Here is a 24,197-nt window from a genome sequence, read left to right on the forward strand (position 1 = left end):
CTTCCTTTTACGTGTTCAGGACAGAATGTGGTCAGCCGGTTTCAGCGCCCGGGTCAACCGGTAGTAGCTGAAACTGAAACCCGGAAAAATCGCGATCACATGACCGCTCTTGCTTTGATACCAACTGTGACAGCCGCCGGACTTCCATACCGTGCGTTCCATCTCACGGTGGATCATTGCAGTGTAGGTACGTTCCGCTTCGGGACGCACTTCAATGCTGCGCAGGCTTTTGGCCTGGAGGGTGTGGATGCAGTCGAGGATGTAATTCATCTGAGATTCGATGATGAACAGCGCCGAAGTGTGGCCAATGCCGGTGTTCGGCCCGGTGACGATAAACAGGTTGGGAAACTCCGGCAGGCTGGTGCCCAGGTAGGCGCGCGGGTACTGCGCCCAGACGTCCTTGAGCTGCACGCCATGCTTGCCGGTCACCGGATAGGACATCACGCCGTCGGTGGCGTCGTAGCCGGTCGACCAGACAATCAGGTCGACTTCGATGTGCTGGCCGTCCGTGGTGGTGATCCCGGTTTCGTCGAGCGCGGCGATGCCTTGTTCGCGGCTGTGCAGGGTGACGTTGGGCCGGATCAGCGCCGGGTAGTAGGTGCTGGAAAGCAGGATGCGCTTGCAGCCGATGGTGAAGTCCGGGGTGAGTTTTTCGCGCAACAGCGGATCCGGCACCTGTTGCTTGAGAAAGCGCAACGCCTGGTGCTGGACCAGGTGAATCGCCGGTTTTGAATATTTGAACGCGATCACCCGGGTTTCGAATTGCCAGTAGAGCAACCAGCGCAGCAGCTTGTACGCCGGTTTCAAACCCAGCAGCCAGCGCTGAAAGCGCCCGAACGTGCGATCAGCTCGCGGCAACACCCAATGCGGTGTGCGCTGGAACACATGCAGTTGCTCGACCTCGGGCGCAATCGCCGGAATCACCTGCGCGGCACTGGCGCCGCTGCCGACGATGGCCACGCGTTTACCCCGGTAGTCGTAGCTGTGATCCCAATTGTTGGTATGAAACGTCTTGCCCTGAAAGCGATCCAGGCCGGGGAAGGGTGGGATCACCGGTTGGCTCAGCGGGCCGCTGGCGTTGATCACGAACTGCGCATAGAAGACGCCACGGTTGGTCTGCACTGCCCAGCGCTTTTCGACCTCTTCCCATTCAATGCGCTCTACATTGGTCTGCAGCTCCACATGTTCGCGCAGGCCGAAATGCTCGATAACGTATTGGGTGTATTGGTGCAGTTCGGCCTGGGCGGCAAACATCTGCGTCCAGCGGTACGGCGCGAAGGACAGCGAATACAACGGCGAGGGCACATCCACCGCCGCGCCAGGGTAGGTGTTCTGGCACCAGGTGCCGCCGAAAAAGTCGCGGCGTTCCAGCAGGCGAAAATCGTCGATCCCGGCCTTGAGCAAATTGACCGCCGCACATTGGCCGCCAAAACCGCTGCCGATGATCAACACTCGGTAGGTCTGCATGGGCCTCCTTCTTATAGTCGTTTTTCCGTTTTCATCCTTTCAGGTATAGCTAAATATTTGCACTGTGCGCGGCGGCGATGGCCCGCTATTCAGCGGCTGGTCGGTGATGGCTATTTAACGGCTGGCTGTTAGACTTCCAGCACATCGGTCTGACGATGTGCGCAGGTTCCGTTGAGTGGTCGAGGCCCTTATGCGAAACAAGGGAGGAAAGGGACTTTCACTGGCCAGGAGGCTTTATACATCGCGAACCCTCGGGCTGGTGCTGGGGCTGTTGTGCGTGAGTGCGGCGATGTACCCGCTCGACCCGCCGCTGTGGGTCTGGGCGCTGATGCTGTTCAATGGCCTGCTCTGGCCGCATCTGGCATTTCAATGGGCCCGTCGTTCCAGCGTTCCCTATCACGCCGAACACCGCAATCTGTTGGTCGATGCGTTTATGGGCGGCTTCTGGGTCGCCGCCATGCATTTCAATCCACTGCCCAGTGCCACCACCATCTCGATGATGGCGATGAACAACGTCGCCATCGGCGGCTTGCGTTTTCTCGCCGCAGGCCTGGCGGCGCAGATCCTTGGCATCGGCGTCGGCCTGGTGGTTTTCGCCCCGGCGTTCATTCCGCAAACCTCGCCGTTGCAGCTGTACGCGTGCCTGCCGTTGTTGATGCTGTACCCGTTGGCATTGGGCTGGATCTGCTTTCGCCAGGCCTACACGCTGGGGCTGCACAAGCGTGAGTTGCTGGCGCTGAGCCGCACCGACAGCCTCACCGGCTTGCTCAACCATGGCGCCTGGAAGGATCAGCTGGAAATCGAATTTCAACGTTGCCGCCGGCAGCAACAGGGCGCGGCGATTGCCTTGATCGACATCGATCATTTCAAGGCGATCAACGATACCTACGGTCACGTGGCCGGCGACATCGTGCTGCGCCAGTTGAGCAAGATGCTCAAGCAGAACCTGCGCGCCGCGGACGTGGCCGGGCGTTACGGCGGTGACGAGTTCTGCGTGATTCTGCCGGACCTGCCGCTGTTCAATGCCGCCCAGGCCATGGAAGCCTTGCGCGAGCGTTTCGCCACCCTGGGTTACGAACAGAACCCGGCGCTCAAGGTCAGCCTCAGCATTGGCCTGGCCGCTTACGACCCGGCCCATGGCAATGCGACCCGTTGGCTTAACGATGCGGATCAGGCGCTGTACGAGGCCAAGGCCAGCGGGCGCAATCGGGTGATCTGCAACAGTGATGATCGGCCGAAGCGCGAAGTGCTCGATTCGGTCTGACTGCCCACAACAATTCCCTTTGTAGGCCTTCGCCTGCTCGCGATAGCAGTCTATCAGTAACCCGGATGTTGACCGATATAACGCTATCGCGAGCAGGCTCACTCCTACAGGTGTTCGGTGTCGGTCGGGGGAGATGTCGCATCCGGTATAGAGCCTTGCGTCGATGTCAGGTACGGTTGAATCCCCCGACGCGAACCAAGGATCGATTCATGACGTTCTCATTTTCCCGCTCTCTGCTGGCAGCCAGCCTCGGCCTGTCTCTCGCCTTCAGCACCGCCAGTGCCTTCGCCGAACCGCACAAGCAAGTGCTGGCCGATGCCGAACAGTATCAGCCCGAAGCCCTGAAACTGCTGGAACGGCTGGTCAACATCGACTCCGGCTCCGGTTATGAACCGGGGTTGAAACAAGTCAGCGAGATTGCCATCGACGAGCTGAAAAAGCTCGGCGCGACCATCGAGCTGGTGCCCAATACTCCGGAAAAATCCAACCACGTGCTGGCAACGTTCAAAGGCACCGGCAAGGCAAAAATCCTCCTGATGGCGCACATGGACACGGTGTTCAAGGAAGGCTCCGCCGCCGAGCGCCCGTTCCGTATCAAGGACGGCCGCGCTTACGGGCCGGGGGTGATGGATGACAAGGGCGGCATCGTCGCCGGGATTTACGCGCTGAAAATTATGAAGAACCTCGACTTCAAGGACTACGCGCAAATCACCTTCCTGCTCGACGCCAGCGAAGAAACCGGCTCGGACGTTGCCACCGACCTGATCAAGAAAACCGCCAAGGCCCACGACGTGACCCTCAACCTTGAGCCGGGACGTCCGGCCGATGGTCTGGTGGTGTGGCGCAAGGGCAGCGCGACGGCGTTGGTCGAGGTCAAAGGCAAGGCTGCGCATGCCGGCGTTGCGCCGGAGCTGGGGCGTAACGCGGCGATGGAGGCCGCGCACCAGATTCTGCAACTGGGCAAACTCGGCGACGAGGCGAAGAAAACCACCATCAACTTCACCGTGCTCCAGGCCGGCGATCGCACCAACGTGATCCCGGATCACGCGACGGCCAAGGCTGACGTGCGCGCGGCGGTGCCGGAAGAGTTCGACCGGATCGAGAAAGACCTGGCGCGGGTCTCGCAGGACAAGTTGATCGCCGAAACCGAAGTCACCACCAGCCTCAAGCGCGGCTTGCCACCCATGCCACAGACAGCGGAGTCGGATCGTTTGATGGCCATGGCCCAGGGGATTTACGGCGAGATCGGCCGCAAGCTGACTGAAGAGGGCAGCGGTGGCGCGGCGGATGCCAGCTTGTCGGCCGGGGTCGGTACACCGACGCTGGATGGTTTCGGGATTGTCGGCGGCAATATTCACACGCCGGAGGAATACGCCGAAGTAGCGAGCGTGACGCCGCGGATTTATCTGTTGTCGCGGATGATCATGGAATTGGCCAAGCGCTGAGCCGGTAGCCACAAACCGGCGGTGTTGCGGCTGACGTCTTCGCGAGCAGGCTCGCTCCCACAGGGATTTGTATTCGCCGCAAGTCCAATGTGAGAGCCTGCTCGCGATGGCGTCAGCCCATTCAAAACTCGTACTGCCTGACTCACCGCTTTCGCGAGCAAGCTCGCTCCGACATTGGAGCTGTCGAACACGAATGCGGTGTTCACTGAACATCTACTGTGGGGGCGGGCTTGCTCGCGAAGAGGTCAGACCAGGCTGCACCTTATTCCTTCACGCTCATGTATTCCTTCGCCCAGAGAATGTAATCCTCAGGCTGGGTGTAGGTGTGCGTCAGCTCGGTGGCGTTCAGGTCCGAGGCCTGGGTGAAGATCTGCCGTTGTTCGCGCAGGCTGTCGTAGGTGGCCTTGATCGCGGCGAAATATGCGCCGTGACCGTCGATGGTCACACGCACGCCCAGTTCGGCCAGACGCTTGTCGTCGCGCAGCGCCGGGTTGCCGTAGGTGACAAGCATCAGCGGCACGCTCAGGTGTTCGGCGATCTGTTCGAGCTGATCGAAGTCCTGCACCCCGACCATGCAGATGCCGTCGGCACCGGCGGCCTGGTATTGCTTGGTGCGGCTGATGATTTCCTGGTTCGGCAGGATGCCGGCGTTGGTGCGGGCGATGATCGCCATTTCCGCATCGACCCGGGCTTCCAGCGCCGCGCGGATCTTGCCGACACCTTCGGCGACCGAGATCAGGTCAGTGGATTTGCGGCCGAATTGCGCCGGCAGCAGGGTGTCTTCGATGGTCAGGGCGGCGACGCCGGCACGTTCCAGTTCAACGATGGTACGCATCACGTTGAGGGCGTTGCCGTAGCCGTGGTCGGCGTCGGCGATCACCGGCAATTGGGCGACGCGGCCGATACGGGTGGCCTGTTCGGCGAATTCGCTGAGGGTGATCAGGGCAAAGTCGGGGGCGCCCAGCACCTGCAACGAGGCCACGGAGCCGCCGAGGATCCCCACTTCAAAACCGAGGTCGGCGGCAATGCGCGCGGACATCGGGTCGAACACCGAGGCGGTGTGGTAGCAGGTGTCGGAAGCCAGCAATTGACGGAAGTTACGGCGCAAATCTTGATGGGAAAGCCTGGTCATACGAGTTCCACCAATACAAAGGAATGGAACGGCTTGAGCAAAGGTGTCAACGCCGAAGAATGAAAAGGCTATCACGCGAATGGGTCAAGGTTCATGACGAATTTGCGCGGGAGAAGGGGATTCAGGCCGCTACTGCCTGTTGCTGTTGCCTGGGCAGCAGCACCGCGCGCACCGAGTTGCCCGGTTGCAGCTGCAGGCGCTTGGCGGTGAGGCGGTCGACCACCAGGGTATTGCCGACCTGACGGCCGGGGGCCACGGTGATGCGGCAGTTTTCCAGGCGACGGTTGTGGATCAGCCACAACGGCGCCTGATCATCTGGTGTGCCGAGGCTCAGGGCCAGCGCGAGACTGTCGCGCACGGTACGAATGTTCGGGATCGCGCTTTCAATGACCGGGCCGCCGTCGAAGATGTCGATGTAGCCCTTATGCACAAAACCTTCTTCGCGCAGGATCTTCAGCGCCGGTTCGGTGTTGGGGTGCGGTTGGCCGATGACCGCTTGTGCCTGTTCGGTGAGCAGGCAGGTGTACAGCGGCTGGCGTGGCATCAGTTCGGCGATGAACGACTTGTTGCCCAGGCCCGACAAGTGGTCGGCGTGGCTGAAATCCATCTTGAAAAAGTGCCGCCCCAGGCTGTCCCAGAACGGCGAGCAGCCGAGTTCATCGGCACTGCCGCGCAGTTCGGCGATCATCTTTTCGCCAAACAGCTGCGGAAATTCAGCCACGAACAGCAGGCGTCCGAGCGACAGCAACCGACCATTGCTGCCTTGGCGGTGCTGCGGATGCAGGAACAGCGAACACAGTTCCGATTGGCCGGTCAGCTCGTTATTGAGAAACAGGGTAGGGATCTGTCGCGAAATACCCAGATCCGGCGATGAAGTCACGGTCAACCCGACCCGGTAGTTGTACCACGGCTCACGCAGACCCACCGCCCCGGTCAGGGCGCTGACACCAACCACGCGCAGGTCGTCGTCTTCGAGCACGAACAGATAATCGGCGTCGGCTCGTTCCACTTGCTCGGCGAACGCACGCTGGGCCCAGCGTACGCGGTGGGCGAGGCGGTCTTCATTGGCCGGCAGGGTGGTGAACCCCGGGCTGGCCTGTTGCACCAGGGTCATCAGTGCTGGCAGGTCGCTGACTTTGACCGGACGGACGATCATGCGGTAACTCCTTGTACGCGCCTGTTCGGGCACTGTCGTTGGGTGTGCAGCCGGGCGCGGCTCACAGGGCTATCAGCCTGATCGTGCTGCCATCGGTGACATTCAGCGCCGCGCATAACTGCGGCGTGAGGGACAGCGGTTGATCGGGTTGGTAATCCAGTTCGGCGACGATGGCCCGGAAGCCGTGCAGCGCGTCGTTGCTCAACAGATAGCGGCCCCGGGCGTCGATCTGTGCTTGCTGGCGCACGCTGGCGATCCGGCTGCGGGCAATCGAACGGACGTTCGCGGTGCGCGCATACAGGGTCGGGCCGGCGTCGAACAGATCAATGTAGCTGTTGGTTTCGAAGCCCTCACGTTCGAGGATGTCGAAGGCTTCCTGGCCGTCGGGGTGAATCCGGCCGATGCATTCCTGTGCGGCCGGGGGCAGCATCGGCACGTAAATCGGGTATTGCGGCATCAGTTCGGCGAGAAACGTGCGGCTTTGCAGGCCACACAGGCGCTCGGCCTCGACGTAGGGCAGGTCGAAGAAATGCTTGCCGAGTGCGTCCCAGAACGGCGAGTGACCGTTCTCGTCGCTGTAGCCGACGATTTCGGTGATCACCGCATCGGCGAAACGTTGCTCGTGGGCGGCGATGAACAGCAGCCGCGCCCGCGACAGCAATTCGGAAAAGGCGCTGCGCACCAGCGCGTTATCGATGTGAAAGCCGCGCAGCAGCGTGTGGTCGTTGAGGTCGTGACACAGCGACAGCGCCGGCACCCCGTGCTCGATGTTCAATTCTCGCGAGGCGCTGGTGAAGTGCCGATTGCGCAGGCTGTAGAACGGCTCGTTGAAACCGGCAGTGGCGAGGATTTCCGAGCAGCCGACCAGCCGCTGACGGTCGAGGTCTTCCAGCACGAAGAAGTAGTTCTCCGGGCCTTGCGCCTGAATGTCGCTGTCGAACGAGGCGCAGGAGCCGGCGATTTTTTCGCGCAGGCGCTCGCTGTCGTCCGGCAGCGACGTGACGCCGACCAGACTGTCGCGGGCCAGTTGCTGCAATTGCGGCAGGTCGGTTGGCGCGACCGGGCGTAAGACCAGCATGGATGCACTCCTGTATCAAAGGGTTCGGTGATCCCCACCGAACCTGACTATCACTGTCGGTTGCCACGCTTTAAAGCGGCGGTCGCCTGATTTATTGTCAGACGCCGCTCTTTTTCTTGTCAGCCATTGCTCGGGTCAGGCAGCGCGGTGCTGGCGCCGAGCTTGTTCAGGAAGAACAGGTACACCAGGCCCAGGGCGATCCAGATCAGGCCGAGTTTCTGTGCATCGACGCCCATGTTGTACATGATGGCGGCGACGATGATGAAGCCGATCACCGGGCAGATCAGATGGCGTACGACCTGACCGGACTTCTGCCGACGCCAGTAGTAGTTGATCACCGTCAGGTGCAGCAGCATGAAACCGCTGAGGGCACCGAAGTTGACCAGCGAGGTCAGGGTGTCGACCGAATTGATGAACAGGTAGCAGATCACCAGCGACAGCACCGCCACCAGGTAAATGCTCAGGTACGGGGTGTTGTGTTTCGGGTGCACCTTGGCCAGCACTTTCGGCAATTTGCCGTCGCGGGCCATGCCGAACAGCAGACGCGACACGGCGGCTTGCGAGGTGATCGCCACCGCGACGCCCCAGGCCAGTGCGGTCGCGACACCGGTCAGGGTGGCCAGCCAGCTGCCGGCAGCCATTTCAGCGATTTCATAGAACGCGGTGTCGGCGGACTTGAAGCCCATGCCGGCGGCCAGATCGGTGGCGATCCAGGTCTGTACGACGAAAATCGCGCCCATCACCACCAGGGTAATCAGTGCGGCTTTGCCGACGCTTTTGCCCGGGTCGCCTTTGATCTCTTCGGCAAGGGTCGAGATCGCATCGAAGCCGAGGAATGACAGCACCGCGATCGACACGGCCTGCATCAGCAGGGCGAAGTTGAACGTTTCCGGGTGATACAGCGGCGCCAGGGTCAGTTCGCCGTTGCCGCCACCGTTGTGCAGGGCATTCCAGGCGTAGAACAGAAAAATCCCCAGCACGACAAGCTGTGCCAGCAGGAAAACGATGTTCATCCGTGCGGTGAAGGTGATGCCGCGCAGGTTGACGAAGGTTGCGCTGACCAGGAACGCCAGAATGAAACCGACCTTCGGAATGTCCGGGTACAGGTGGTTCAGAGCCATCGCCGCGTAGACGTACAGCAGCGGCGGAATCAGCAGGTAGTCGAGCAGCATCAGCCAGCCGGCGATGAAACCAACGTGCTGATTGAGGCCGCGTTGCGCGTAGGAATACACGGAACCTGCGATCGGAAACGCCCGTGCCATGCTGCCGTAGCTCAGCGCGGTGAACAGCATCGCGACCATGCCGATGATGTAGGCCAGTGGCACCATCCCGGGCGCCTCGGCATTGACGTAGCCATACACGCCGAAGGGGGCGATGGGGATCATGAAGATCATCCCGTACACCACCAGGTCGGTCAGTGTCAGGCTACGTTTCAACTCCTGTTTGTAGCCGAATTCTTCTATTTCCATGAAGCGCAACTCCTTGTCAGCCTATCCAGCGTTATTAGTTGTTATGTCGATCCGTCGTTTATCGCGTCAGCAGTCTCTACAGCATTCGTTACAACAGCGGCGCCAGGCGCTCGGCCCACAGTGATACGGCTTCGGGGCTGCGCAACAGGTCGTTGCGCACTTCGATCAGCACCGACTCCAGCCCTCGGGCATCGCCGTGCACCGGCACGGTCATGTCGCCCAGCGGATCAATCCGGTACGGCTGGTTGCCCGCGATCTTCAGCGGGTACTGGTCGAGGCCGTCGATCACCCGTTGCGCATAGGCGCTGGCCTGGCCGAACAGCACACCGACTTCCAGCGGGCGCGGCTGGCCGTAATACACCGGGGTAAAACTGTGAATCCCTACCACCCGCACCGCTTGACCCTGCGCCACGCGCTCGTCGATCAGGGTCTGCAGCCGGGCGTGAAACGGTTTGAACAGGTTCTGGCGCCGGTATTCGCGTGTGGCTTCATCCAGATCGCGGTTGCCGGGCACCTGATAAATCTCGCTCTGCGCCGGGATGCTGTCCGGGGCATGCCGGGGCCGATTGAGGTCGATCAGCAGCCGTGAATAATTGGCGCTCAACAACGTCGCCCCGAGTGTTTCCGAGAGCTTTTCAGCCAGTTGCAGTGCGCCGATGTCCCAGGCGATGTGCTCGCGCGCGGCTGCATCGTCCAGGCCCAGATTGTTCAGGGCGTCGGGGATGTAGCGGCTGGCGTGCTCACACACCAGGATCAACGGATGCGATGAATCTTCACGGCTCAGGTTGTAGACCGGGCGGGTGTACAACCCCAGCTCGGCGGATTCAGTACAGGCGTGCATAGTGCTCACACAGGTCAGCGGGCGAGAGCTGTTCCGTCAGCGCCAGTTCCTCGGTTTTAAGGGCGTGGTAAGTGTCGAGCAACGGCTTGGGCAGCCATTGGTTGAAGGCTGCACTGTCACGCAGGCAATCCAGCGCCTGGGCCAGCGAGGCGGGCAGGGCTACGATGCCCCGGGCCTTGCGTTGCTCGTCGTTGAGTGAATCGGGAATTTCATCGGTGATCGCGTTCAGCGCCAGACGCTGTTCGATGCCCAGCCGTCCGGCAATCAGTAGCGCGGCCATCGCCAGATGCGGCGAGGCGGTGGCGTCCATGGCGCGGAATTCCAGGTTGTACTGCGCCGCCACGGATTTGCCGCCCAGGCTCACGGTCGGGCAGATGCGCAACGCCGCTTCGCGGTTCTGCTGCCCCAGACACGCGTAGGACGCGCTCCAGTGATGGGGCTGCAAACGCTCGTACGACACCGGCGTCGGCGCGGTGAAGGCACACAGCGCCGGCAGGTAATGCAGGATCCCGGCGGCCCAATGCTGGCCGAGGGTCGACAGACCGTTGCTGGTGCCGGCGTCGTAAAGCATCGGCAGACCTTGCAGATCGAGCAGGCTGACGTGCAGGTGCACGCCGTTGCACACCGCGTCGGCCTTGGTTTTCGGCGCGAAGCTGACGTCGACGCCCATTTGCCGGGCGATTTCGCGGGAGATCTCGCGCACGTTCACCGCGCGATCCGCCGCCGCTACACCAAGGGTCGGGCGGCAGGTGATTTCGTATTGATGCTTGCCGTATTCGGGCAGGAACATTTCCGGCTCGACGCCGCCGGCGCGCAGGGCGCTGAGCAGCCAGCCGCCGAATTCGGCGCCCTGACGCTGGGCTTCAAGGGTGAACGCCAGATGCTCGGCAAAACCGGCATGCAGGTTGAATTCGTGTTCGAACGCCGCGTTGACCTGCAAGCCGAGGTCGTCGCGATAGCGTTCGATTTCATCGCGCAACAAGGTGCGCGGGCAGGCGCTCCACGGGCGGCCGTCGGTCTCGCGGATGTCGCCGTGGATGAAGTCCAGCGCCGGTGCAGCGGCGTCCGGGCCGTTGCCTACGGTGACGCGGCTGGCAAGATCAGGGATCAGCCGCAAGTCGCCATAAGCCCCCCACGGGTTGGTCGAGGCGATGATGTCTTGCGGGGTCAACGCGCTGTTGGCCGGCACCCAGCCGCAACCGGCGGCTTGATAGTGCTCCAGCTCGTCGGTCGGAAACGAACGGCCACGGGTGATGCCGATGAGGTCGGTGGTGACGATGGTGGTCATCGGCAACGGCGTCAGGCGCTCGCTCATGGGCGCATCTCCTGCAACCGGCCGAGCACGGTTTGCGTGTCGGTGATCCAGCAGTAACCCTTGATCGCATTCAGGCAGGCGTCATGCCGCGCCGGGGTGTAGGTGGCGCAGGCGTCTTCGACCAGCGTCACCAGATAGCCGCGGTCGGCGGCGTCGCGCACGGCCATGTCGACGCACTGGTCGGTGACGATGCCGGCGATGATCAGATGGCGGGTTTCGAGGTTGCGCAGCACGTAATCGATGTTGGTCGAGTTGAACACCCCGGACGAGGTTTTCGGCAACACGATCTCGTTTTCCACCGGGGTCAGGTCGTCGATGATGCGCGCCTGTTCACTGCCCTTGGGCAGGTGCATGTCCGACAGCTTGTGGTCCAGTGAGCGATCGCGACCGTCGGCGGTCAGGCTTTCGATAAGGGTGTGCAGCACGTTCTGCCGCACCTGGCGAAAGGCGCTGAGCAATCGGCGCTGGTTGGGCACCACCTGCATGTGGGTGCGGGTCAGGAAATACTCGGCGTCCGGCCCGTTCAGGTGCGGGTCGTACTGCGGTTCGAGCCAGGCTCGCTGCATGTCCACCAGCAACAACGCGGTGTGATCGGTGACAAACGGCAAGTCCCGCGGCGAGCGGTGGGGAAGGCTGAACATCCTTATTTATCCTCCAGCAGGTGGGTGTTGAACTCGTTGCGCATGGCGTCGATGCCTTCCAGGCGATCGGCCAGATCGGGGCTGCGCAGGGTCAGGCAGGCAATCAGCGCCTCGACCTGGGCCAGTGCCGGCACCATGGTGTCGAACGGCGAGGCCGATTCCACCGGGGCGCTGATGATCAGGTCAGCGAGTTCTCGCAGCGGCGAGGCATAGATGTCGGTGAACAACACCACCCGGGCGTTGCGGCTTTTTGCGGCACTGGCCACGCGCAGGGCCTGGGTCTGGTAGCGGCGATAGTCGAACAGCAGCACAACGTCCTGGCGTTGCAGGTCGAACAAGCGATCGGGCAGTTGCGCGTTGTCTTCCAGGGCAAAGCAGCCGGGGCGCAGCAGGCGCAAGTGATTGAGCAGGTAATGGGCCATCAGGCTGCTGAAACGCCCGCCGAAGCAGTAGATCTGGTGCCGTGTATCAAGCAGCCAGTCCAGCAGAATGCGCACGTCTTCAGGCTGGGTCAGAACCTGGGTTTCCACCAGCAGGCGCTGGCTGTCGGCCAGATAATGGCCCCAGGCATCGTCCTTGTTCAGGTGCGAACGCGGTTGCAACAGGGTGCTTGGCGAACGCAGGCGGTGGTCCATGTCGCTGAGCAGGGCGTCCTGAAATTCGGCATAACCGCCGAATCCGAGCTTCTTCACCAGCCGCACGATGGTCGGATCGCTGACGCCGGCGTGTTCGGCCAGACGCGCCATCGGACCCAGGCCGTTGCGTGGATACTGGTCGAGCAGGGCGCGAATCACTTTGCGCTCCGACGGCGTCAGTTCCAGGTCGGGATCGGTGATCAAGTCTCTTAGAGGGGGCATCCGGGCTCCTGCTGGATGAAGGGGTGTTGAATTCGTTTCATAATCCGTTAAAACAGTATTTATGTAACTCAGGTTACATGTCTAGTGAATTTTTAGCGCTCGCGATTCAGCGTTTAAATAACGTGAGAGCCCTGTGAAACAAGGGCTACACCGATGTCGCCGGACCTTGTAGTCCATTGCCCATTGGTGTGTGAGACATTGCCGTTTTTTCCCATTCAGCAGGTCGGACTTAAAGCTTGCGAGATCCCCTGAGACGCCCGGTTTGCGGCACAATTGCCGCAAGACCGGCGGTTTGCCGCCGATTCAACTGATGTTCATCGAGTGCAATCCTGTGCAGTCCACCCGTTTGACTTTGATTTGCCACGCTCGAACCGTCGCACAGAAATTGGCGTGTTTTCCTACGAACGAGCCTGTTGAAAAACAGCCATTGGCGCTCGATGTGGTGGCGAAACAGTTGGGTAGCGCCACTCGCTTGTTGTGCGGGCCGGAATTGCGTACGCGCCAGACCGCCGAGTGGTTTGGGGCGGTGCCGCAAGTGGACGAAGCGCTGCGCGATTGCGATTGGGGGCGCTGGCACGGGCGAGCGATCAAGGATCTGCAACTGAGCGAGGCCGAGGCGTTGCAGGCGTGGATCAACGATCCGCAGGCGGCCCCCCATGGTGGCGAATCGGTGAGGCAATTGGGCGAGCGGGTCGCCGCGTGGCTGCACACTCTGCAAACCACGCCGGGGCACATCGTAGCGATCACCCATCCGTTCGTGATGCGTGCTGCCGTGATGCAGGTGGTGCAGGGCGCCGCATTTAACGCGATGGATGTTGAACCGCTGTCAGTGGTCGAGTTGCGGTTCAACGGGATCTGGCGGCTACGCTTGCCGGGTATCGATCTTGCGGGAGCACAGTGATGAAACGATTGCTGGTCATCGGCATCGGCGCCGGAAATCCCGACTACATCACGATGCAGGCGGTGAAGGCGCTCAACCGGGTGGACGTGTTCTTTCTGATGGACAAAGGCCGGAGCAAGGACAAACTGCTCGACCTGCGTCGGGACATCTGTGAACGCTACATCACCAATCCTGCTTATCGATTTGTCGAAGCCCACAGCCCGGAGCGCGAGCGCGGCGACGTGGACTACACCCGCGCGGTCGAAGATCTGAACCGCGCGAGGCAGGAAACCTTCGTACGCCTGATCGATGAGCAACTGTCTGACGGCCAGTGCGGCGGTTTCCTCGTGTGGGGCGACCCGGCGCTGTACGACAGCACCATCCGTATCCTGCAGGCGATTCTGGCGTCAGGCCGCTGTGCCTTCGAATACGAAGTGATCCCCGGCATCACCAGCGTTCAGGCCCTGGCTGCGCAACACAAAGTGCCGTTGAACACCATCGGCCAGCCGATTGAAATCACCACCGGCCGGCGCCTGGCGGCAGGGCAGGTGAGTGACACCGACAGCCTGGTGGTGATGCTCGACGCCGAAGATGCCTACCGTCGTGTGGCGGATGAGGAGACCGAGATTTACTGGGGCGCCTACCTGGGCTCGCCGGATGAAATCCTGATCCACGGCAAGCTCAAGGATGTGGCGGAGCAGATCGAGCGCACGCGCAAGGCGGCGCGGGCCGAGCATGGGTGGATCATGGATACCTATTTGTTGCGCAAGCCGTAGGTTTTTTGTGGCTGGACTGGCCTCTTCGCGAGCAAGCTCGCTCCCACAGAGGGACGCATTTCAAATGTGTGCGAGCCTGCTCGCGAAGGGGTCATCACAGCCACCTCAGGAAATCGCTTTGACCCCACGCCCAAACCGCTCCCGATACACCGACGGCGGCACCCCGACCACACTGCGAAACGCCACGCGAAAGCTTTCCACCGAACGGTAACCACAGCGCTGGGCGATCTGCTCGGTGTTGTGTGCGGTGCTTTCCAGCAGTTCCCGCGCCCGGGCCAAGCGTTCGTGTTGCAGCCAGGCCTTGGGCGATTGCCCGCTGGCCTCGGTGAAACGCCGCAGAAAGGTGCGCTCGCTCATCGCCGCTTCGCTGGCCAGATCACGCACTTCCAGCGGTTGGTGCAGGCGTTCGCGAGCCCACTGCATCACCCGCGACAGGTCATTGCGCGGTGTCGGGCTGACCGGCGTGGGGATGAACTGCGCCTGGCCGCCGGTGCGTTGCGGCGACATCACCAGTCGCCGCGCCACCGAATTGGCGACCTGGGTGCCGAAGTCCCGGGCCACCAGATGCAGGCAGGCATCGATCCCGGCGGCGCTGCCCGCCGAGGTGATCAATTGGCCGGCGTCGACGTACAGCACGTCCGGATCGACCGCAATCGCCGGAAAGCGTCGCGCCAGTTCATCGCTGTAGCGCCAGTGCGTGGTCGCACCGTGGCCATCGAGCAAGCCGCTGGCGGCCAGCACGAACACCCCGGAGCAGATCGATAACAGCCGCGCACCCTGGACGTGGGCCTGGCGCAGAGCCTCAAGCAATGCCGGTGGCACCGGAGCCTCGCGGTCACGCCAACCGGGAATGATGATGGTGCGCGCCTGCGCCAGCAGCTCCAGGCCTCCGTCGGCCAGGACGTGAATGCCGCCCATGGCGCGCATCGGCCCTGAGTCCACGGCGACGATGCGGTGCTGGTACCACGGGAACTCGAACTCCGGCCGGGCGAGGCCGAAGATCTCCACGGCAATCCCGAACTCGAAGGTACAGAGGCCGTCGTAGGCCAGAATCGCGACCAATCCAGGTGAGTCAGGCATTTGGCGGAAAATTCCCGGTGAGTGTCTTGCGCGCCACTGTAGCGTCAAGTGCCGGGCCGATAAAGTCTGTTCACACCCCAACCGATACAGGAGCTACACAGCATGACCAGCCTGGTTCGCGAAATGCCTGCTGCACCGTCGGCGATTGCCCTGATGCACTTCAGCAACCGTCTGACGTTTGAAACCGATTGTTCCGATGTGTACAGCAGCCAGGAGGCCGGTGAAGTCGATTTTGTGCTGGTCGATGTGCGCAGTCCGCTGGCGTTCGAACGTGGTCATGTGCCGGGCGCCATCAACATCCCGACCCGCTTGCTGACCGCCGAAGGCCTGGCGGATTACTCGAAGAGCACGCTGTTCGTGGTCTATTGCGCCGGCCCGCACTGCAACGGCGCCAACAAGGCAGCGGTGAAACTGGCGGCGTTGGGTTACCCGGTCAAAGAGATGATCGGCGGCGTGACCGGATGGCTGGATGAGGGCTTTACCCTGAGCGTCGTACAACCCGCCAAAACCCCCATCGCCTGCGAATGCTGAAAATGCTTTTGTAGGAGCTGCCGAACGCGGCCCGAGCCTACGGCAGCTCCTACACGGTAATTTTTGTTGTTTTCAAAGATTTGTCCTACAGCCTTTGCACCATGTCGGCGCACCATTGATCCCGGTCAACGAGTGCGCCGATGATATGTAAGTATTTGTCGCATAAACACAATTTGCCCTGTGCGCGCCGCCATAGACTGCCGTCCACTTCGGTTTTTGCCGTTAAATGGCCATGACCGAATGCCAATCGAAAGCTGCCAATAAAAGCCTCCGCACACAGGAGTAATAAATGAAGAAGCTAGTGATGTTCGGTGCCCTGGCACTGTCGATGTTGTCCCTGACCGCTGTGGCTGCAGACGCCAAGCCGATCCGCCTCGGGATCGAAGCCGCTTCCCCGCCGTTCTCGATGAAAACCGCTGACGGCAAACTCACCGGGTTCGACGTCGACATTGGCGATGCCCTGTGCAAGCAGATGGACGTCAAATGCGTGTGGGTCGAGCAGGAGTTCGATGGCCTGATCCCGGCACTCAAAGTGAAGAAGATCGACGCGATCCTGTCCTCGATGACCATCACCGACGACCGCAAGAAGAACGTCGATTTCACCATCAAGTACTACCACACCCCGGCGCGCTTCGTGATGAAGGAAGGCTCCGGTGTCAAAGACCCGCTGACCGAGCTCAAGGGCAAGAAAGTCGGCGTGCTGCGTGCCAGTACCCACGACCGCTACGCCACCGACATGGCCAAGGATGCCGGGTTTGAAGTGGTGCGTTACGGCTCGCAACAGGAAGCCAACCTCGACATGAAGTCCGGCCGTCTTGACGCGATTCTGGCCGACTCGGTCAACCTGAGCGACGGCTTCCTGAAAACCGACGCCGGCAAAGGCTTCGAATTCGTCGGCCCGACCTACGAAGACGCCAAGTACTTCGGCGGTGGTGCCGGTATTGCGGTACGCAAAGGTGATACCGAGCTGGCCGAGAAATTCAACAAGGCCATCACCGAAATCCGCGCCAATGGCGAATACAAAAAAGTCCAGGACAAGTACTTCGACTTTGACGTGTACGGCCATTAATACGCCGTAGGAAAAAAGTGGCCCCGTGCAGACGGTGGCCACTTTTTTTGTGCTCTGATTCATAGGAGAACCCTGTAGGAGTGAGCCTGCTCGCGATAGCGGTTTAACATTCAGCCACTTTAGTGCCTGACAAACCGCTATCGCGAGCAGGCTCACTCCTACAGGGGATCTGCGTGATCCAGCCATTCAGGAGTTTTCTCATGCAACGCATCGACCATGTTCTGCCCTGGAGCCATCTGGGTAGCGAGCGTTCCCTCAGCGTATTTCGTTACGGCGCGGGCAGCCGCAAGGTGTATATCCAGGCCAGCCTGCACGCCGACGAGCTGCCGGGCATGCGCACCGCGTGGGAACTGAAACAGCGCCTCAACGAGCTTGAACAGCAGGGCCGTCTGCAAGGCGTGATCGAGTTGGTGCCGGTGGCCAACCCGATCGGCCTCGATCAGCACCTGCAAGGCAGCCACATGGGCCGCTTCGAACTGGGCAGCGGCAAGAATTTCAACCGCGCGTTTGTCGAACTCAGCGCACCGGTGGCGGCGCGGATCGGCGAGCGGCTGGGCAGCGATGTCGAGGCCAACATTGCGCTGATCCGCCAGACCATGGGCCAGGTGCTCGATGAGCTGCCAGCCCCGGCCTCGCAACTCGAAGCGCTGCACCGCTTGTTGCTGCGCCACGCCTGCGATGCCGACATCACCCTCGATCTGCATTGTGATTTCGATGCGGCGATCCATCTCTACGCGCTGCCGCAACACTGGCCGCGCTGGCAATCCTTGGCGGCGCGACTGAAGGCCGGCGTGGCGCTGTTGTGCGAAGACTCTGGCGGCAGTTCGTTCGACGAATCGTGCTCGGCACCGTGGTTGCGTCTGGCGCGAACGTTCCCGAACGCGGCGATTCCCCCGGCCAACCTCGCCACCACTCTGGAACTGGGCAGCATGGGCGATACCCGGGTCGATCAGGCCCAGGCCAATTGCGAAGCGATTCTCGGGTTTCTCGCCGAGCAGGGCTTCATCAGCGGCGAATGGCCGGCGGCGCCGCAGGAATGCTGTGAAGGCATGCCGTTCGAAGGCACCGAATACCTGTTCGCACCGCACCATGGTGTGATCAGTTTCCTGCGCAATGCCGGGGAGTGGGTTGAGCAGGGCGATGCGCTGTTCGAGGTGGTGGATCCGCTGAATGACCGCCTCACCACGGTCCGCGCCGGTACCAGTGGGGTATTGTTTGCGATCGATCGCGGACGTTACACCCAGCCGGGAATCTGGCAGGCCAAGGTGGCGGGGCGCGAGCCGATTCGGGTGGGCAAGCTGATCAACGACTGAGGGATCTTCTTTGGATTTTCCGGCCTCATTGCGAGCAGGCTCACTCCTACATCTGGAATGCGTACCCCTGTAGGAGTGAGCCTGCTCGCGATAGCGCTCTCGCCAACCCCACTATCTTCAGGCAAGTGTTAGGCTCCCCCCGAACCCGACACCCTGTGAAGGAAGGCTTTATGTTGAAGGCGTTTGCCCTGTTAACCCTCCTGGCGTCCAGCGCCGTCCACGCGCAAACCACGCTGCAAAGCGACTTGCCATTGAAGTACATCGAACAGGTTCACCCGGACGCGGACGCCCGGCCGCTGGTGATTTTCCTGCACGGTTACGGCAGTAACGAAGCCGATCTGATCGGCATGAAGTTCCAGCTCCCGGCGCAGTACAACTACCTGTCGGTGCAGGCACCGCTGGCGTTGGGCGAAGGGCGTTTCCAGTGGTTTCGCAAGAAAGGCGAAGGCGCCTACAACGGGGAGACCGATGATCTGAAGGCCAGTGGTCAGAAGTTGCGGGCGTTTGTCGCGCAGGCAGCGAAGAAATATCACACCAGCCCGGACAAGGTGTACCTGATCGGCTTCAGCCAGGGCGCGATGATGACGTACGAGCTGGGCTTGCGTCCGCCCGTGGCGGTCGGCGGCATCGCGGCGTTGAGCGGACGGCTGTTGCCGGTATTGAAAGCCGAGCTCAAGGCCGAGCAGCAACCGTTGCCGCTGAAGATCTTCATCGGCCACGGCACCGCCGATGATCGGGTGCCGTACCACGACGGCACCGAGGCCAATGCGCTGCTGCAAAAACTCGCCTACACCCCCGAGTTTCACGCCTATCCCGGCGTTGGTCACAGCATCAGCGCCGCCGAACTGCGGGACTTGAACGCCTGGCTGCAGCAGCTCAATCCGTGACGATCATTTGTCCTTGAGGATGGTTTTCACCAGCGCCTCGTGACCGCTCTTGTCGCTGGCCCGGGAAATCACCTGGACCAGCGCCATGCGCTTGCCGGACGCTGCGAGCAGGGTGGTGTTGAGCGTCTGACCACCGCCCTGGGTGGCGGTGCTGTCGACCTGACGCACACCGAGGCCGCTGCTTTTCTGGGTCAGGCTTTTTTCGCTGAGCTTGTTGAAGTCCGGCAGGGCCTTGCGCTGGTCATCGATGAAACTCGCCAGACTGCCGTCGAGAAACTCATTGTCGTTGTCCTTGACGGTGGTGCCGCCGGCGATCTGGTTTTCCGCGGCGATGACCACGGTCTTGGTGGCCTGATTGGTGTACATCGTGCCCTTGGCACCGGTCGGGCCGGCGGGCAACGGGTCGGCGGTGAAGCCTTTGGGCAGGACGAAGGTGAACTTGCCGTCGAGCATCGACACGCTGTTGGTCGAGGCTTTTTCCTTGGCCTTGGCCGCCTGGGCATTGATGGCGCCGAAGCCGGCGACCGCCGCCAGCAACAGGACGACGGCTTTCTTGCTGAGCAATGACATGTGAATCTCCGAGGGATGGTCGCGCCAGGGCGGCGATGATCCCACGGAGCGTGCATGGCATTCCAGCGCGGTTTGTCAGGCGCTCGCGTCAGCCTTGGGGTGGCGGGCCTTTGCCGGCGCCGGGCGGGCCAGCAGTTTGCGGGTGACTCCGAGCATGGCCAGCGACACCGCCACACCGGCGATGAATCCGCTGAGGCCGAGGCTTGGCAGGGTCAGCGCCGACACCAGGCAAAACGCCGAAAACGAGTACATCCCGGTGGCCGTCGCCCGCAGCAATGCTGCGGTAAACGCCGGGCCGCGTGTCTGCTGGGAGAACACCGCCATGACGCTGCCGAGCACCGGGAACACCGCGAGCAGACCGCTCCAGCGTTCGCCCACGGTACTGGCGAGCATCGTCACCAGCAGCGTCAGCGCTGCCCCGGCAATCATCCGCCAGAGCAGTTTGTCCGACTTCGGGGCCGGGCCATTCAGCACCGGTTGCACCTGGGGGAACAGGTACGGCGCCGCCAGCAGGGCCGTGGCTGCCGCCGCGACCGAGAACGGCAGCGACAGCGGAATCAGCGACAGCACCAGCGCCAGCACCGCCCACACCGCCAGGGAAATCGTCAGCGTCCACGGCCAGTTTGCCCGCTGCGCGACCTGCGCATAGGTGGCGCAGAACGCGATCATGGCGAACATCGCCGACAGCGCCGCGACCGCCGATTGCGCGGCAAACGGCGCCCCCTGTTCGATGGCGAGGAAAAACAATATCGGCCCGACCACCACCGGCAACCCCGACAACCACCCGGCCACGCTCGGCCCCCAGCGCTTGCCGGCGAGGGAAATCAGCAGCAGAAAACCGGGGATCAGCAGCAGTTTGAGCATCAGCACGCGGGTGGCTCCGTCGGGTGAGAGAGGGCCACGTTAGCATTGCCGCTGGTCGATTGCTGCATTGTTCGGCATGAATTGTATACAACGTGCTGGCGCTGATCGCCGACTATGCTCTGAGTATCAGGGTTTACCGGAGTCGATGCCGCGATGAGCAAACCATCGAAGGTGGTGCGTGGGTGTTGTGGCATCGGCTTGTGGGCGCTGTTACTGACGCCGACCTGGGCCAATTGGCAGGACGCCGTGCCCGGCGCGCAGGTCATCGGTACCGGCGATTTCAGTGTGTTCGGTTTCGACGTGTACAACGCGCGGTTGTGGAGCGCGGCACGCCCGTTGTCGACCGAACAGCCCTTTGCCCTGGAGTTGATCTATCGGCGCAAGATTTCCCGTGATGATCTGGTGCAGGCCAGCGTCGACGAAATCAAACGCCTGGCCGGCACCGGCGTCAGCCCGGCGCAACTGGCTGCGTGGCAAGTGCAGATGCAGCAGTCGTTCGTTGATGTGCAGGCTGGTACGCGAATCACTGGCGTGTACTTGCCGGGGCAGGGCGCACGGTTTTTTGTCGGTCAGCAGTTGCAGCATGAAATCGATGATCCGCAGTTTGCCCGGGCGTTTTTTGATATCTGGCTGGATCCGCGCACGCGCAGTCCCGAGTTGCGTCAGCAATTACTGGGTATGAGCCATTAAAGTCAAAAGATCGCAGCCTGCAGCTCCTACATTGGGATGTGTCCTCTGTAGGAGCTGCCGCAGGCGGCGATCTGTTGATCTTCAAGGCTGGCGCTGAAACGTCTAAGCTGCGCCTTTCGAACCTGTTTCTGGATGTGTGCGTGAAATTCAGCTTACCCAAAATCGCCACCGCGCCGTTTTGTCCGCCGGAAGTGGCCGGCAGTGTCGCGGTTGACCCGAACGCCTCGTTCTTCAAACGCGCACTGCGCTTCGCCGGTCCCGGGTTACTGGTGTCGATCGGCTACATGGACCCGGGCAACTGGGCGACCGCCATCGAGGCCGGTTCGCGCTTTGGGTACAGCCTGCTGTTTGTGGTGCTGCTGGCGAGTCTGGCGGGGATGGTCGTGCAGTGCCTGTGTTCGCGCCTGGGCATTGCCACCGGCCGCGATCTGGCGCAACTGTCCCGCGAGCGCTACAGCACCCCGACCGCGCGCCTGCAATGGGTGCTGGCGGAAATTTCGATCATCGCCACCGATCTGGCAGAAGTGCTCGGCTGTGCCTTGGCCTTTCACTTGTTGCTCGGTTGTTCGCTGACCTTCGGCATCGCCCTGACCGCCTTCGACACACTGCTGGTGCTGGCCCTGCAGAACCGTGGTTTTCGTCGCCTGGAAGCGATCATGCTGGTGCTGGTGGCGACCATTGGCGTGTGTTTCTTCGTCGAACTGGTGCTGATCAAACCCTACTGGCCGGAGGTGTTCGCCGGCTTCAAACCATCGCTCTCGGCAATCAGTGACGCGGCACCGTTGTACTTGGCGATCGGCATCCTCGGCGCGACGGTGATGCCGCATAACCTCTACCTGCACACCTCGATCGTGCAGACGCGGATGATCGGCAAGGACCTGGCGAGCAAGCAGGACGCGGTGAACCTGGCGCGCATCGACACCATCGGTTCGCTGGCCCTGGCGCTGCTGGTCAACGCGGCGATCCTGATTCTGGCAGCGGCTGCCTTTCACCAGTCCGGGCATACCGACGTGGTCGATATTCAGGACGCCTATCACCTGCTCGATCCGCTGGTGGGCGGTGCGCTGGCGAGTGTGCTGTTCGGCGTGGCCCTGCTGGCGTCGGGGCAGAGCTCGACGTTCACCGGGACCATCGCCGGACAGGTGATCATGGAAGGCTATCTGAACCTGCGGATTCCTTGCTGGCAGCGGCGTTTGATCACCCGCGGGCTGGCGCTGATCCCGGCGTTTATCGGCGTGTGGCTGATGGGCGACAACGCGGTGGGCAAGCTGCTGGTGTTGAGTCAGGTGGTGTTGAGCCTGCAACTGCCGTTTGCGCTGTACCCGCTGATTCGCATGACCAGCGACAAGCAACTGATGGGGCCGTTTGTGAACCGGCTGCCGACCCGGGTGCTGGCGTGGGGCTTGTTTGCGGTGATCAGTGGGGCGAATGCGTGGCTGATTCTGCAAATGGCGGTGTGACTGAGGGTTTTGTGGCGTCTGAATTGGCCCCATCGCGAGCAGGCTCGCTCCTACATTTGGAACGCGTTTCCCTGTAGGAGTGAGCCTGCTCGCGATAGGGCCAGCCGATTCAAAGAAGATTTTGAATGGACAAAAAAAGACCCGGTGCAACGCAAGTCGCACCGGGTTTTTGTTGCCAGCGAGCAGTGGATGTCGTGGATCCGCCACCCGCCGTTGAACTCGTTGTTTAAGTGCGTTCCAGCGCCAGCGCCACGCCCTGACCACCGCCAATGCACAAGGTCGCCAGACCTTTTTTCGCATCACGCTTGATCATCTCGTGCAGCAGGGTCACCAGCACGCGGCAGCCCGACGCACCGATCGGGTGACCGAGGGCGATGGCGCCGCCGTTGACGTTGACCTTGTCCAGATCCCATTGCAGATCCTTGGCCACCGCCAGCGATTGTGCGGCGAAGGCTTCGTTGGCTTCGATCAGGTCCAGTTGGCCGATGTTCCAGCCCGCCTTGTCCAGGCAGCGGCGGGTAGCGGAAACCGGGCCGATGCCCATGATCGCCGGATCAACGCCCGCATTGGCATACGCGGCTATTTTCGCCAGCACTGGTAGGCCCAATGCTTTGGCTTTTTCTGCGCTCATCAGGATCACCGCAGCGGCGCCATCGTTCAGCGACGAGGCGTTGCCGGCGGTGACGCTGCCATCCTTTTTGAACGCCGGGCGCAGTTTTGCCAGGGATTCGGCGGTGGTGTCGCCACGCGGTTGTTCATCGACCTTGAACGCCACCGGATCGCCTTTGCGCTGTGGAATCAGGATCGGGGTGATCTCATCAACGAAGCGACCCGCCTCAATCGCGGCGGCCGCTTTCTGCTGCGAGGCCGCGGCGAAGGCGTCCTGCTGCTCGCGGCTGATGTCGTACTTGTCGACCAGATTTTCTGCGGTGATGCCCATGTGGTAATCGTTGAACGCATCCCACAGGCCATCGCTGATCATGGTGTCGACCATTTGCGCATGGCCCATGCGCAGACCGGTGCGCGCACCCGGCATGACGTAGTTGGACAGGCTCATGTTTTCCTGACCGCCGGCGATGATCACGTCAGCGTCGCCGCAACGGATCGCTTGCGCGCCCAGATGCAGGGCTTTGAGGCCCGAGCCGCAGACCTTGTTCAGGGTCATGGCCGGAACGGCGTGGGGTAGCCCGGCCTTGATGGCGGCCTGACGCGCCGGGTTCTGGCCGGCGCCGGCGGTCAGCACCTGGCCCATGATCACTTCATCGACCTGCGCACCGTCCAGGCCGGTCTGTTCGAGCAACTGGCGGATCACCGCCGCGCCCAGATCAACCGCGGACACGCTGGCCAGGGAACCCTGGAAACTGCCGATCGCGGTGCGCGTGGCGGCAACAATTACGACGTCTTGCATTTTC

23 protein-coding genes are annotated in these 24,197 nt (G+C 61.9%); 10 read left to right on the forward strand and 13 right to left on the reverse strand.

Annotation, left to right across the window (positions count from 1 at the left end; translation table 11 throughout):
* Nucleotides 1–15: 15 nt before the first annotated feature.
* Nucleotides 16–1,467: a flavin-containing monooxygenase gene (locus KKQ10_RS25245; RefSeq protein ID WP_215502626.1), complete on the reverse strand. Its 1,452-nt coding sequence runs from the start codon at nucleotides 1,465–1,467 to the stop codon at nucleotides 16–18.
* Nucleotides 1,468–1,657: 190 nt separating this feature from the next.
* Here KKQ10_RS25245 and KKQ10_RS25250 point away from each other — a divergent pair, with 190 nt between their 5' ends.
* Together KKQ10_RS25250 and KKQ10_RS25255 are read left to right on the forward strand one after the other, a co-directional pair.
* The gene (locus KKQ10_RS25250; protein WP_215502627.1) at nucleotides 1,658–2,731 is read left to right on the forward strand and encodes a diguanylate cyclase; all 1,074 of its coding nucleotides are present in this window, start codon (nucleotides 1,658–1,660) and stop codon (nucleotides 2,729–2,731) included.
* Nucleotides 2,732–2,940: 209 nt separating this feature from the next.
* Nucleotides 2,941–4,176: a M20/M25/M40 family metallo-hydrolase gene (locus tag KKQ10_RS25255; RefSeq protein ID WP_215502628.1), complete on the forward strand. Its 1,236-nt coding sequence runs from the start codon at nucleotides 2,941–2,943 to the stop codon at nucleotides 4,174–4,176.
* A gap of 262 nt (nucleotides 4,177–4,438) precedes the next feature.
* Here the strand turns inward: KKQ10_RS25255 and KKQ10_RS25260 are convergent, their stop codons facing one another.
* From KKQ10_RS25260 to KKQ10_RS25295, 8 genes are all read right to left on the reverse strand, one after another.
* A complete protein-coding gene (locus KKQ10_RS25260; protein WP_127651770.1) occupies nucleotides 4,439–5,308 on the reverse strand; it encodes an oxaloacetate decarboxylase in 870 nt (289 codons plus the stop codon).
* A gap of 121 nt (nucleotides 5,309–5,429) precedes the next feature.
* Nucleotides 5,430–6,464: an arginine N-succinyltransferase gene (astA, locus tag KKQ10_RS25265; protein WP_215502629.1), complete on the reverse strand. Its 1,035-nt coding sequence runs from the start codon at nucleotides 6,462–6,464 to the stop codon at nucleotides 5,430–5,432.
* 61 nt (nucleotides 6,465–6,525) lie between these two features.
* A complete protein-coding gene (locus KKQ10_RS25270) occupies nucleotides 6,526–7,542 on the reverse strand; it encodes an arginine N-succinyltransferase (RefSeq protein WP_215502630.1) in 1,017 nt (338 codons plus the stop codon).
* A gap of 119 nt (nucleotides 7,543–7,661) precedes the next feature.
* The gene (locus KKQ10_RS25275) at nucleotides 7,662–9,011 is read right to left on the reverse strand and encodes an APC family permease (protein WP_127651767.1); all 1,350 of its coding nucleotides are present in this window, start codon (nucleotides 9,009–9,011) and stop codon (nucleotides 7,662–7,664) included.
* Between the two features lie 88 nt (nucleotides 9,012–9,099).
* A complete protein-coding gene (locus KKQ10_RS25280) occupies nucleotides 9,100–9,852 on the reverse strand; it encodes an N-formylglutamate amidohydrolase (protein ID WP_215502631.1) in 753 nt (250 codons plus the stop codon).
* Nucleotides 9,836–11,167, reverse strand: coding sequence for a type I glutamate--ammonia ligase (locus KKQ10_RS25285; protein ID WP_215502632.1), 1,332 nt, complete (start codon nucleotides 11,165–11,167; stop codon nucleotides 9,836–9,838). The genes KKQ10_RS25280 and KKQ10_RS25285 overlap by 17 nt, the downstream gene beginning before the upstream one ends.
* The gene (locus KKQ10_RS25290; RefSeq protein WP_215502633.1) at nucleotides 11,164–11,808 is read right to left on the reverse strand and encodes a cysteine hydrolase family protein; all 645 of its coding nucleotides are present in this window, start codon (nucleotides 11,806–11,808) and stop codon (nucleotides 11,164–11,166) included. The genes KKQ10_RS25285 and KKQ10_RS25290 overlap by 4 nt, the downstream gene beginning before the upstream one ends.
* 2 nt (nucleotides 11,809–11,810) lie before the next feature.
* A complete protein-coding gene (locus tag KKQ10_RS25295) occupies nucleotides 11,811–12,665 on the reverse strand; it encodes a MurR/RpiR family transcriptional regulator (RefSeq protein WP_127651763.1) in 855 nt (284 codons plus the stop codon).
* 310 nt (nucleotides 12,666–12,975) lie between these two features.
* Here KKQ10_RS25295 and KKQ10_RS25300 point away from each other — a divergent pair, with 310 nt between their 5' ends.
* Together KKQ10_RS25300 and cobF are read left to right on the forward strand one after the other, a co-directional pair.
* A complete protein-coding gene (locus KKQ10_RS25300; protein ID WP_215502719.1) occupies nucleotides 12,976–13,566 on the forward strand; it encodes a histidine phosphatase family protein in 591 nt (196 codons plus the stop codon).
* Nucleotides 13,566–14,321 carry a precorrin-6A synthase (deacetylating) gene (cobF, locus tag KKQ10_RS25305; protein WP_215502634.1) on the forward strand — a complete coding sequence of 252 codons (756 nt, stop codon included), beginning with the start codon at nucleotides 13,566–13,568 and terminating at the stop codon, nucleotides 14,319–14,321. The genes KKQ10_RS25300 and cobF overlap by 1 nt, the downstream gene beginning before the upstream one ends.
* A gap of 105 nt (nucleotides 14,322–14,426) precedes the next feature.
* Here cobF and ftrA read toward each other — a convergent pair whose 3' ends face one another.
* Nucleotides 14,427–15,401, reverse strand: a complete 975-nt coding sequence (ftrA, locus tag KKQ10_RS25310; RefSeq protein ID WP_215502635.1) for a transcriptional regulator FtrA — start codon at nucleotides 15,399–15,401, stop codon at nucleotides 14,427–14,429.
* 102 nt (nucleotides 15,402–15,503) lie between these two features.
* Here ftrA and KKQ10_RS25315 point away from each other — a divergent pair, with 102 nt between their 5' ends.
* From KKQ10_RS25315 to KKQ10_RS25330, 4 genes are all read left to right on the forward strand, one after another.
* Nucleotides 15,504–15,932, forward strand: a complete 429-nt coding sequence (locus KKQ10_RS25315) for a rhodanese-like domain-containing protein (RefSeq protein ID WP_215502636.1) — start codon at nucleotides 15,504–15,506, stop codon at nucleotides 15,930–15,932.
* 289 nt (nucleotides 15,933–16,221) lie between these two features.
* Nucleotides 16,222–17,001 carry an L-arginine-binding protein AotJ gene (aotJ, locus tag KKQ10_RS25320; protein ID WP_215502637.1) on the forward strand — a complete coding sequence of 260 codons (780 nt, stop codon included), beginning with the start codon at nucleotides 16,222–16,224 and terminating at the stop codon, nucleotides 16,999–17,001.
* Nucleotides 17,002–17,201: 200 nt separating this feature from the next.
* Nucleotides 17,202–18,314 carry a M14 family metallopeptidase gene (locus KKQ10_RS25325; RefSeq protein ID WP_215502638.1) on the forward strand — a complete coding sequence of 371 codons (1,113 nt, stop codon included), beginning with the start codon at nucleotides 17,202–17,204 and terminating at the stop codon, nucleotides 18,312–18,314.
* Between the two features lie 170 nt (nucleotides 18,315–18,484).
* Nucleotides 18,485–19,201 carry an alpha/beta hydrolase gene (locus KKQ10_RS25330; protein ID WP_215502639.1) on the forward strand — a complete coding sequence of 239 codons (717 nt, stop codon included), beginning with the start codon at nucleotides 18,485–18,487 and terminating at the stop codon, nucleotides 19,199–19,201.
* Between the two features lie 3 nt (nucleotides 19,202–19,204).
* Here the strand turns inward: KKQ10_RS25330 and KKQ10_RS25335 are convergent, their stop codons facing one another.
* Together KKQ10_RS25335 and KKQ10_RS25340 are read right to left on the reverse strand one after the other, a co-directional pair.
* Complete coding sequence (locus tag KKQ10_RS25335) at nucleotides 19,205–19,771, reverse strand: DcrB/PsbP domain-containing protein (protein WP_127651756.1); 567 nt, start codon at nucleotides 19,769–19,771, stop codon at nucleotides 19,205–19,207.
* A gap of 75 nt (nucleotides 19,772–19,846) precedes the next feature.
* Entirely contained in the window at nucleotides 19,847–20,641 is a 795-nt protein-coding gene (locus KKQ10_RS25340; RefSeq protein WP_215502640.1) for a hypothetical protein, read from the reverse strand.
* 147 nt (nucleotides 20,642–20,788) lie between these two features.
* Between KKQ10_RS25340 and KKQ10_RS25345 the strand changes: the two genes are divergently transcribed.
* Complete coding sequence (locus tag KKQ10_RS25345) at nucleotides 20,789–21,325, forward strand: chalcone isomerase family protein (RefSeq protein WP_127651754.1); 537 nt, start codon at nucleotides 20,789–20,791, stop codon at nucleotides 21,323–21,325.
* A 140-nt stretch (nucleotides 21,326–21,465) separates the two neighbouring features.
* Nucleotides 21,466–22,785: an Nramp family divalent metal transporter gene (locus tag KKQ10_RS25350; protein ID WP_215502641.1), complete on the forward strand. Its 1,320-nt coding sequence runs from the start codon at nucleotides 21,466–21,468 to the stop codon at nucleotides 22,783–22,785.
* Between the two features lie 226 nt (nucleotides 22,786–23,011).
* On the opposite strand, the gene KKQ10_RS25355 is transcribed toward KKQ10_RS25350, so the two are convergent.
* Nucleotides 23,012–24,193 carry an acetyl-CoA C-acetyltransferase gene (locus KKQ10_RS25355; RefSeq protein ID WP_215502642.1) on the reverse strand — a complete coding sequence of 394 codons (1,182 nt, stop codon included), beginning with the start codon at nucleotides 24,191–24,193 and terminating at the stop codon, nucleotides 23,012–23,014.
* Between the last annotated feature and the right edge of the window lie 4 nt (nucleotides 24,194–24,197).

The sequence above is a fragment of the Pseudomonas sp. MG-9 genome, from assembly GCF_018729515.1.
In the GTDB taxonomy this organism is placed as follows: domain Bacteria; phylum Pseudomonadota; class Gammaproteobacteria; order Pseudomonadales; family Pseudomonadaceae; genus Aquipseudomonas; species Aquipseudomonas serboccidentalis.

Bases quoted from the DNA above. Each gene is read 5' to 3' on its own strand.
- KKQ10_RS25295 (WP_127651763.1), bottom strand. From the start codon at position 12,665: ATGCCCCCTCTAAGAGACTTGATCACCGATCCCGACCTGGAACTGACG.
- KKQ10_RS25330 (WP_215502639.1), top strand. From the start codon at position 18,485: ATGTTGAAGGCGTTTGCCCTGTTAACCCTCCTGGCGTCCAGCGCCGTC.
- KKQ10_RS25255 (WP_215502628.1), top strand. From the start codon at position 2,941: ATGACGTTCTCATTTTCCCGCTCTCTGCTGGCAGCCAGCCTCGGCCTG.
- ftrA (WP_215502635.1), bottom strand. From the start codon at position 15,401: ATGCCTGACTCACCTGGATTGGTCGCGATTCTGGCCTACGACGGCCTC.
- KKQ10_RS25325 (WP_215502638.1), top strand. From the start codon at position 17,202: ATGCAACGCATCGACCATGTTCTGCCCTGGAGCCATCTGGGTAGCGAG.
- KKQ10_RS25300 (WP_215502719.1), top strand. From the start codon at position 12,976: ATGTTCATCGAGTGCAATCCTGTGCAGTCCACCCGTTTGACTTTGATT.
- astA (WP_215502629.1), bottom strand. From the start codon at position 6,464: ATGATCGTCCGTCCGGTCAAAGTCAGCGACCTGCCAGCACTGATGACC.
- KKQ10_RS25270 (WP_215502630.1), bottom strand. From the start codon at position 7,542: ATGCTGGTCTTACGCCCGGTCGCGCCAACCGACCTGCCGCAATTGCAG.
- KKQ10_RS25335 (WP_127651756.1), bottom strand. From the start codon at position 19,771: ATGTCATTGCTCAGCAAGAAAGCCGTCGTCCTGTTGCTGGCGGCGGTC.
- KKQ10_RS25315 (WP_215502636.1), top strand. From the start codon at position 15,504: ATGACCAGCCTGGTTCGCGAAATGCCTGCTGCACCGTCGGCGATTGCC.
- KKQ10_RS25280 (WP_215502631.1), bottom strand. From the start codon at position 9,852: ATGCACGCCTGTACTGAATCCGCCGAGCTGGGGTTGTACACCCGCCCG.
- KKQ10_RS25285 (WP_215502632.1), bottom strand. From the start codon at position 11,167: ATGAGCGAGCGCCTGACGCCGTTGCCGATGACCACCATCGTCACCACC.
- KKQ10_RS25250 (WP_215502627.1), top strand. From the start codon at position 1,658: ATGCGAAACAAGGGAGGAAAGGGACTTTCACTGGCCAGGAGGCTTTAT.
- cobF (WP_215502634.1), top strand. From the start codon at position 13,566: ATGAAACGATTGCTGGTCATCGGCATCGGCGCCGGAAATCCCGACTAC.
- KKQ10_RS25345 (WP_127651754.1), top strand. From the start codon at position 20,789: ATGAGCAAACCATCGAAGGTGGTGCGTGGGTGTTGTGGCATCGGCTTG.
- KKQ10_RS25355 (WP_215502642.1), bottom strand. From the start codon at position 24,193: ATGCAAGACGTCGTAATTGTTGCCGCCACGCGCACCGCGATCGGCAGT.
- aotJ (WP_215502637.1), top strand. From the start codon at position 16,222: ATGAAGAAGCTAGTGATGTTCGGTGCCCTGGCACTGTCGATGTTGTCC.
- KKQ10_RS25260 (WP_127651770.1), bottom strand. From the start codon at position 5,308: ATGACCAGGCTTTCCCATCAAGATTTGCGCCGTAACTTCCGTCAATTG.
- KKQ10_RS25245 (WP_215502626.1), bottom strand. From the start codon at position 1,467: ATGCAGACCTACCGAGTGTTGATCATCGGCAGCGGTTTTGGCGGCCAA.
- KKQ10_RS25275 (WP_127651767.1), bottom strand. From the start codon at position 9,011: ATGGAAATAGAAGAATTCGGCTACAAACAGGAGTTGAAACGTAGCCTG.
- KKQ10_RS25290 (WP_215502633.1), bottom strand. From the start codon at position 11,808: ATGTTCAGCCTTCCCCACCGCTCGCCGCGGGACTTGCCGTTTGTCACC.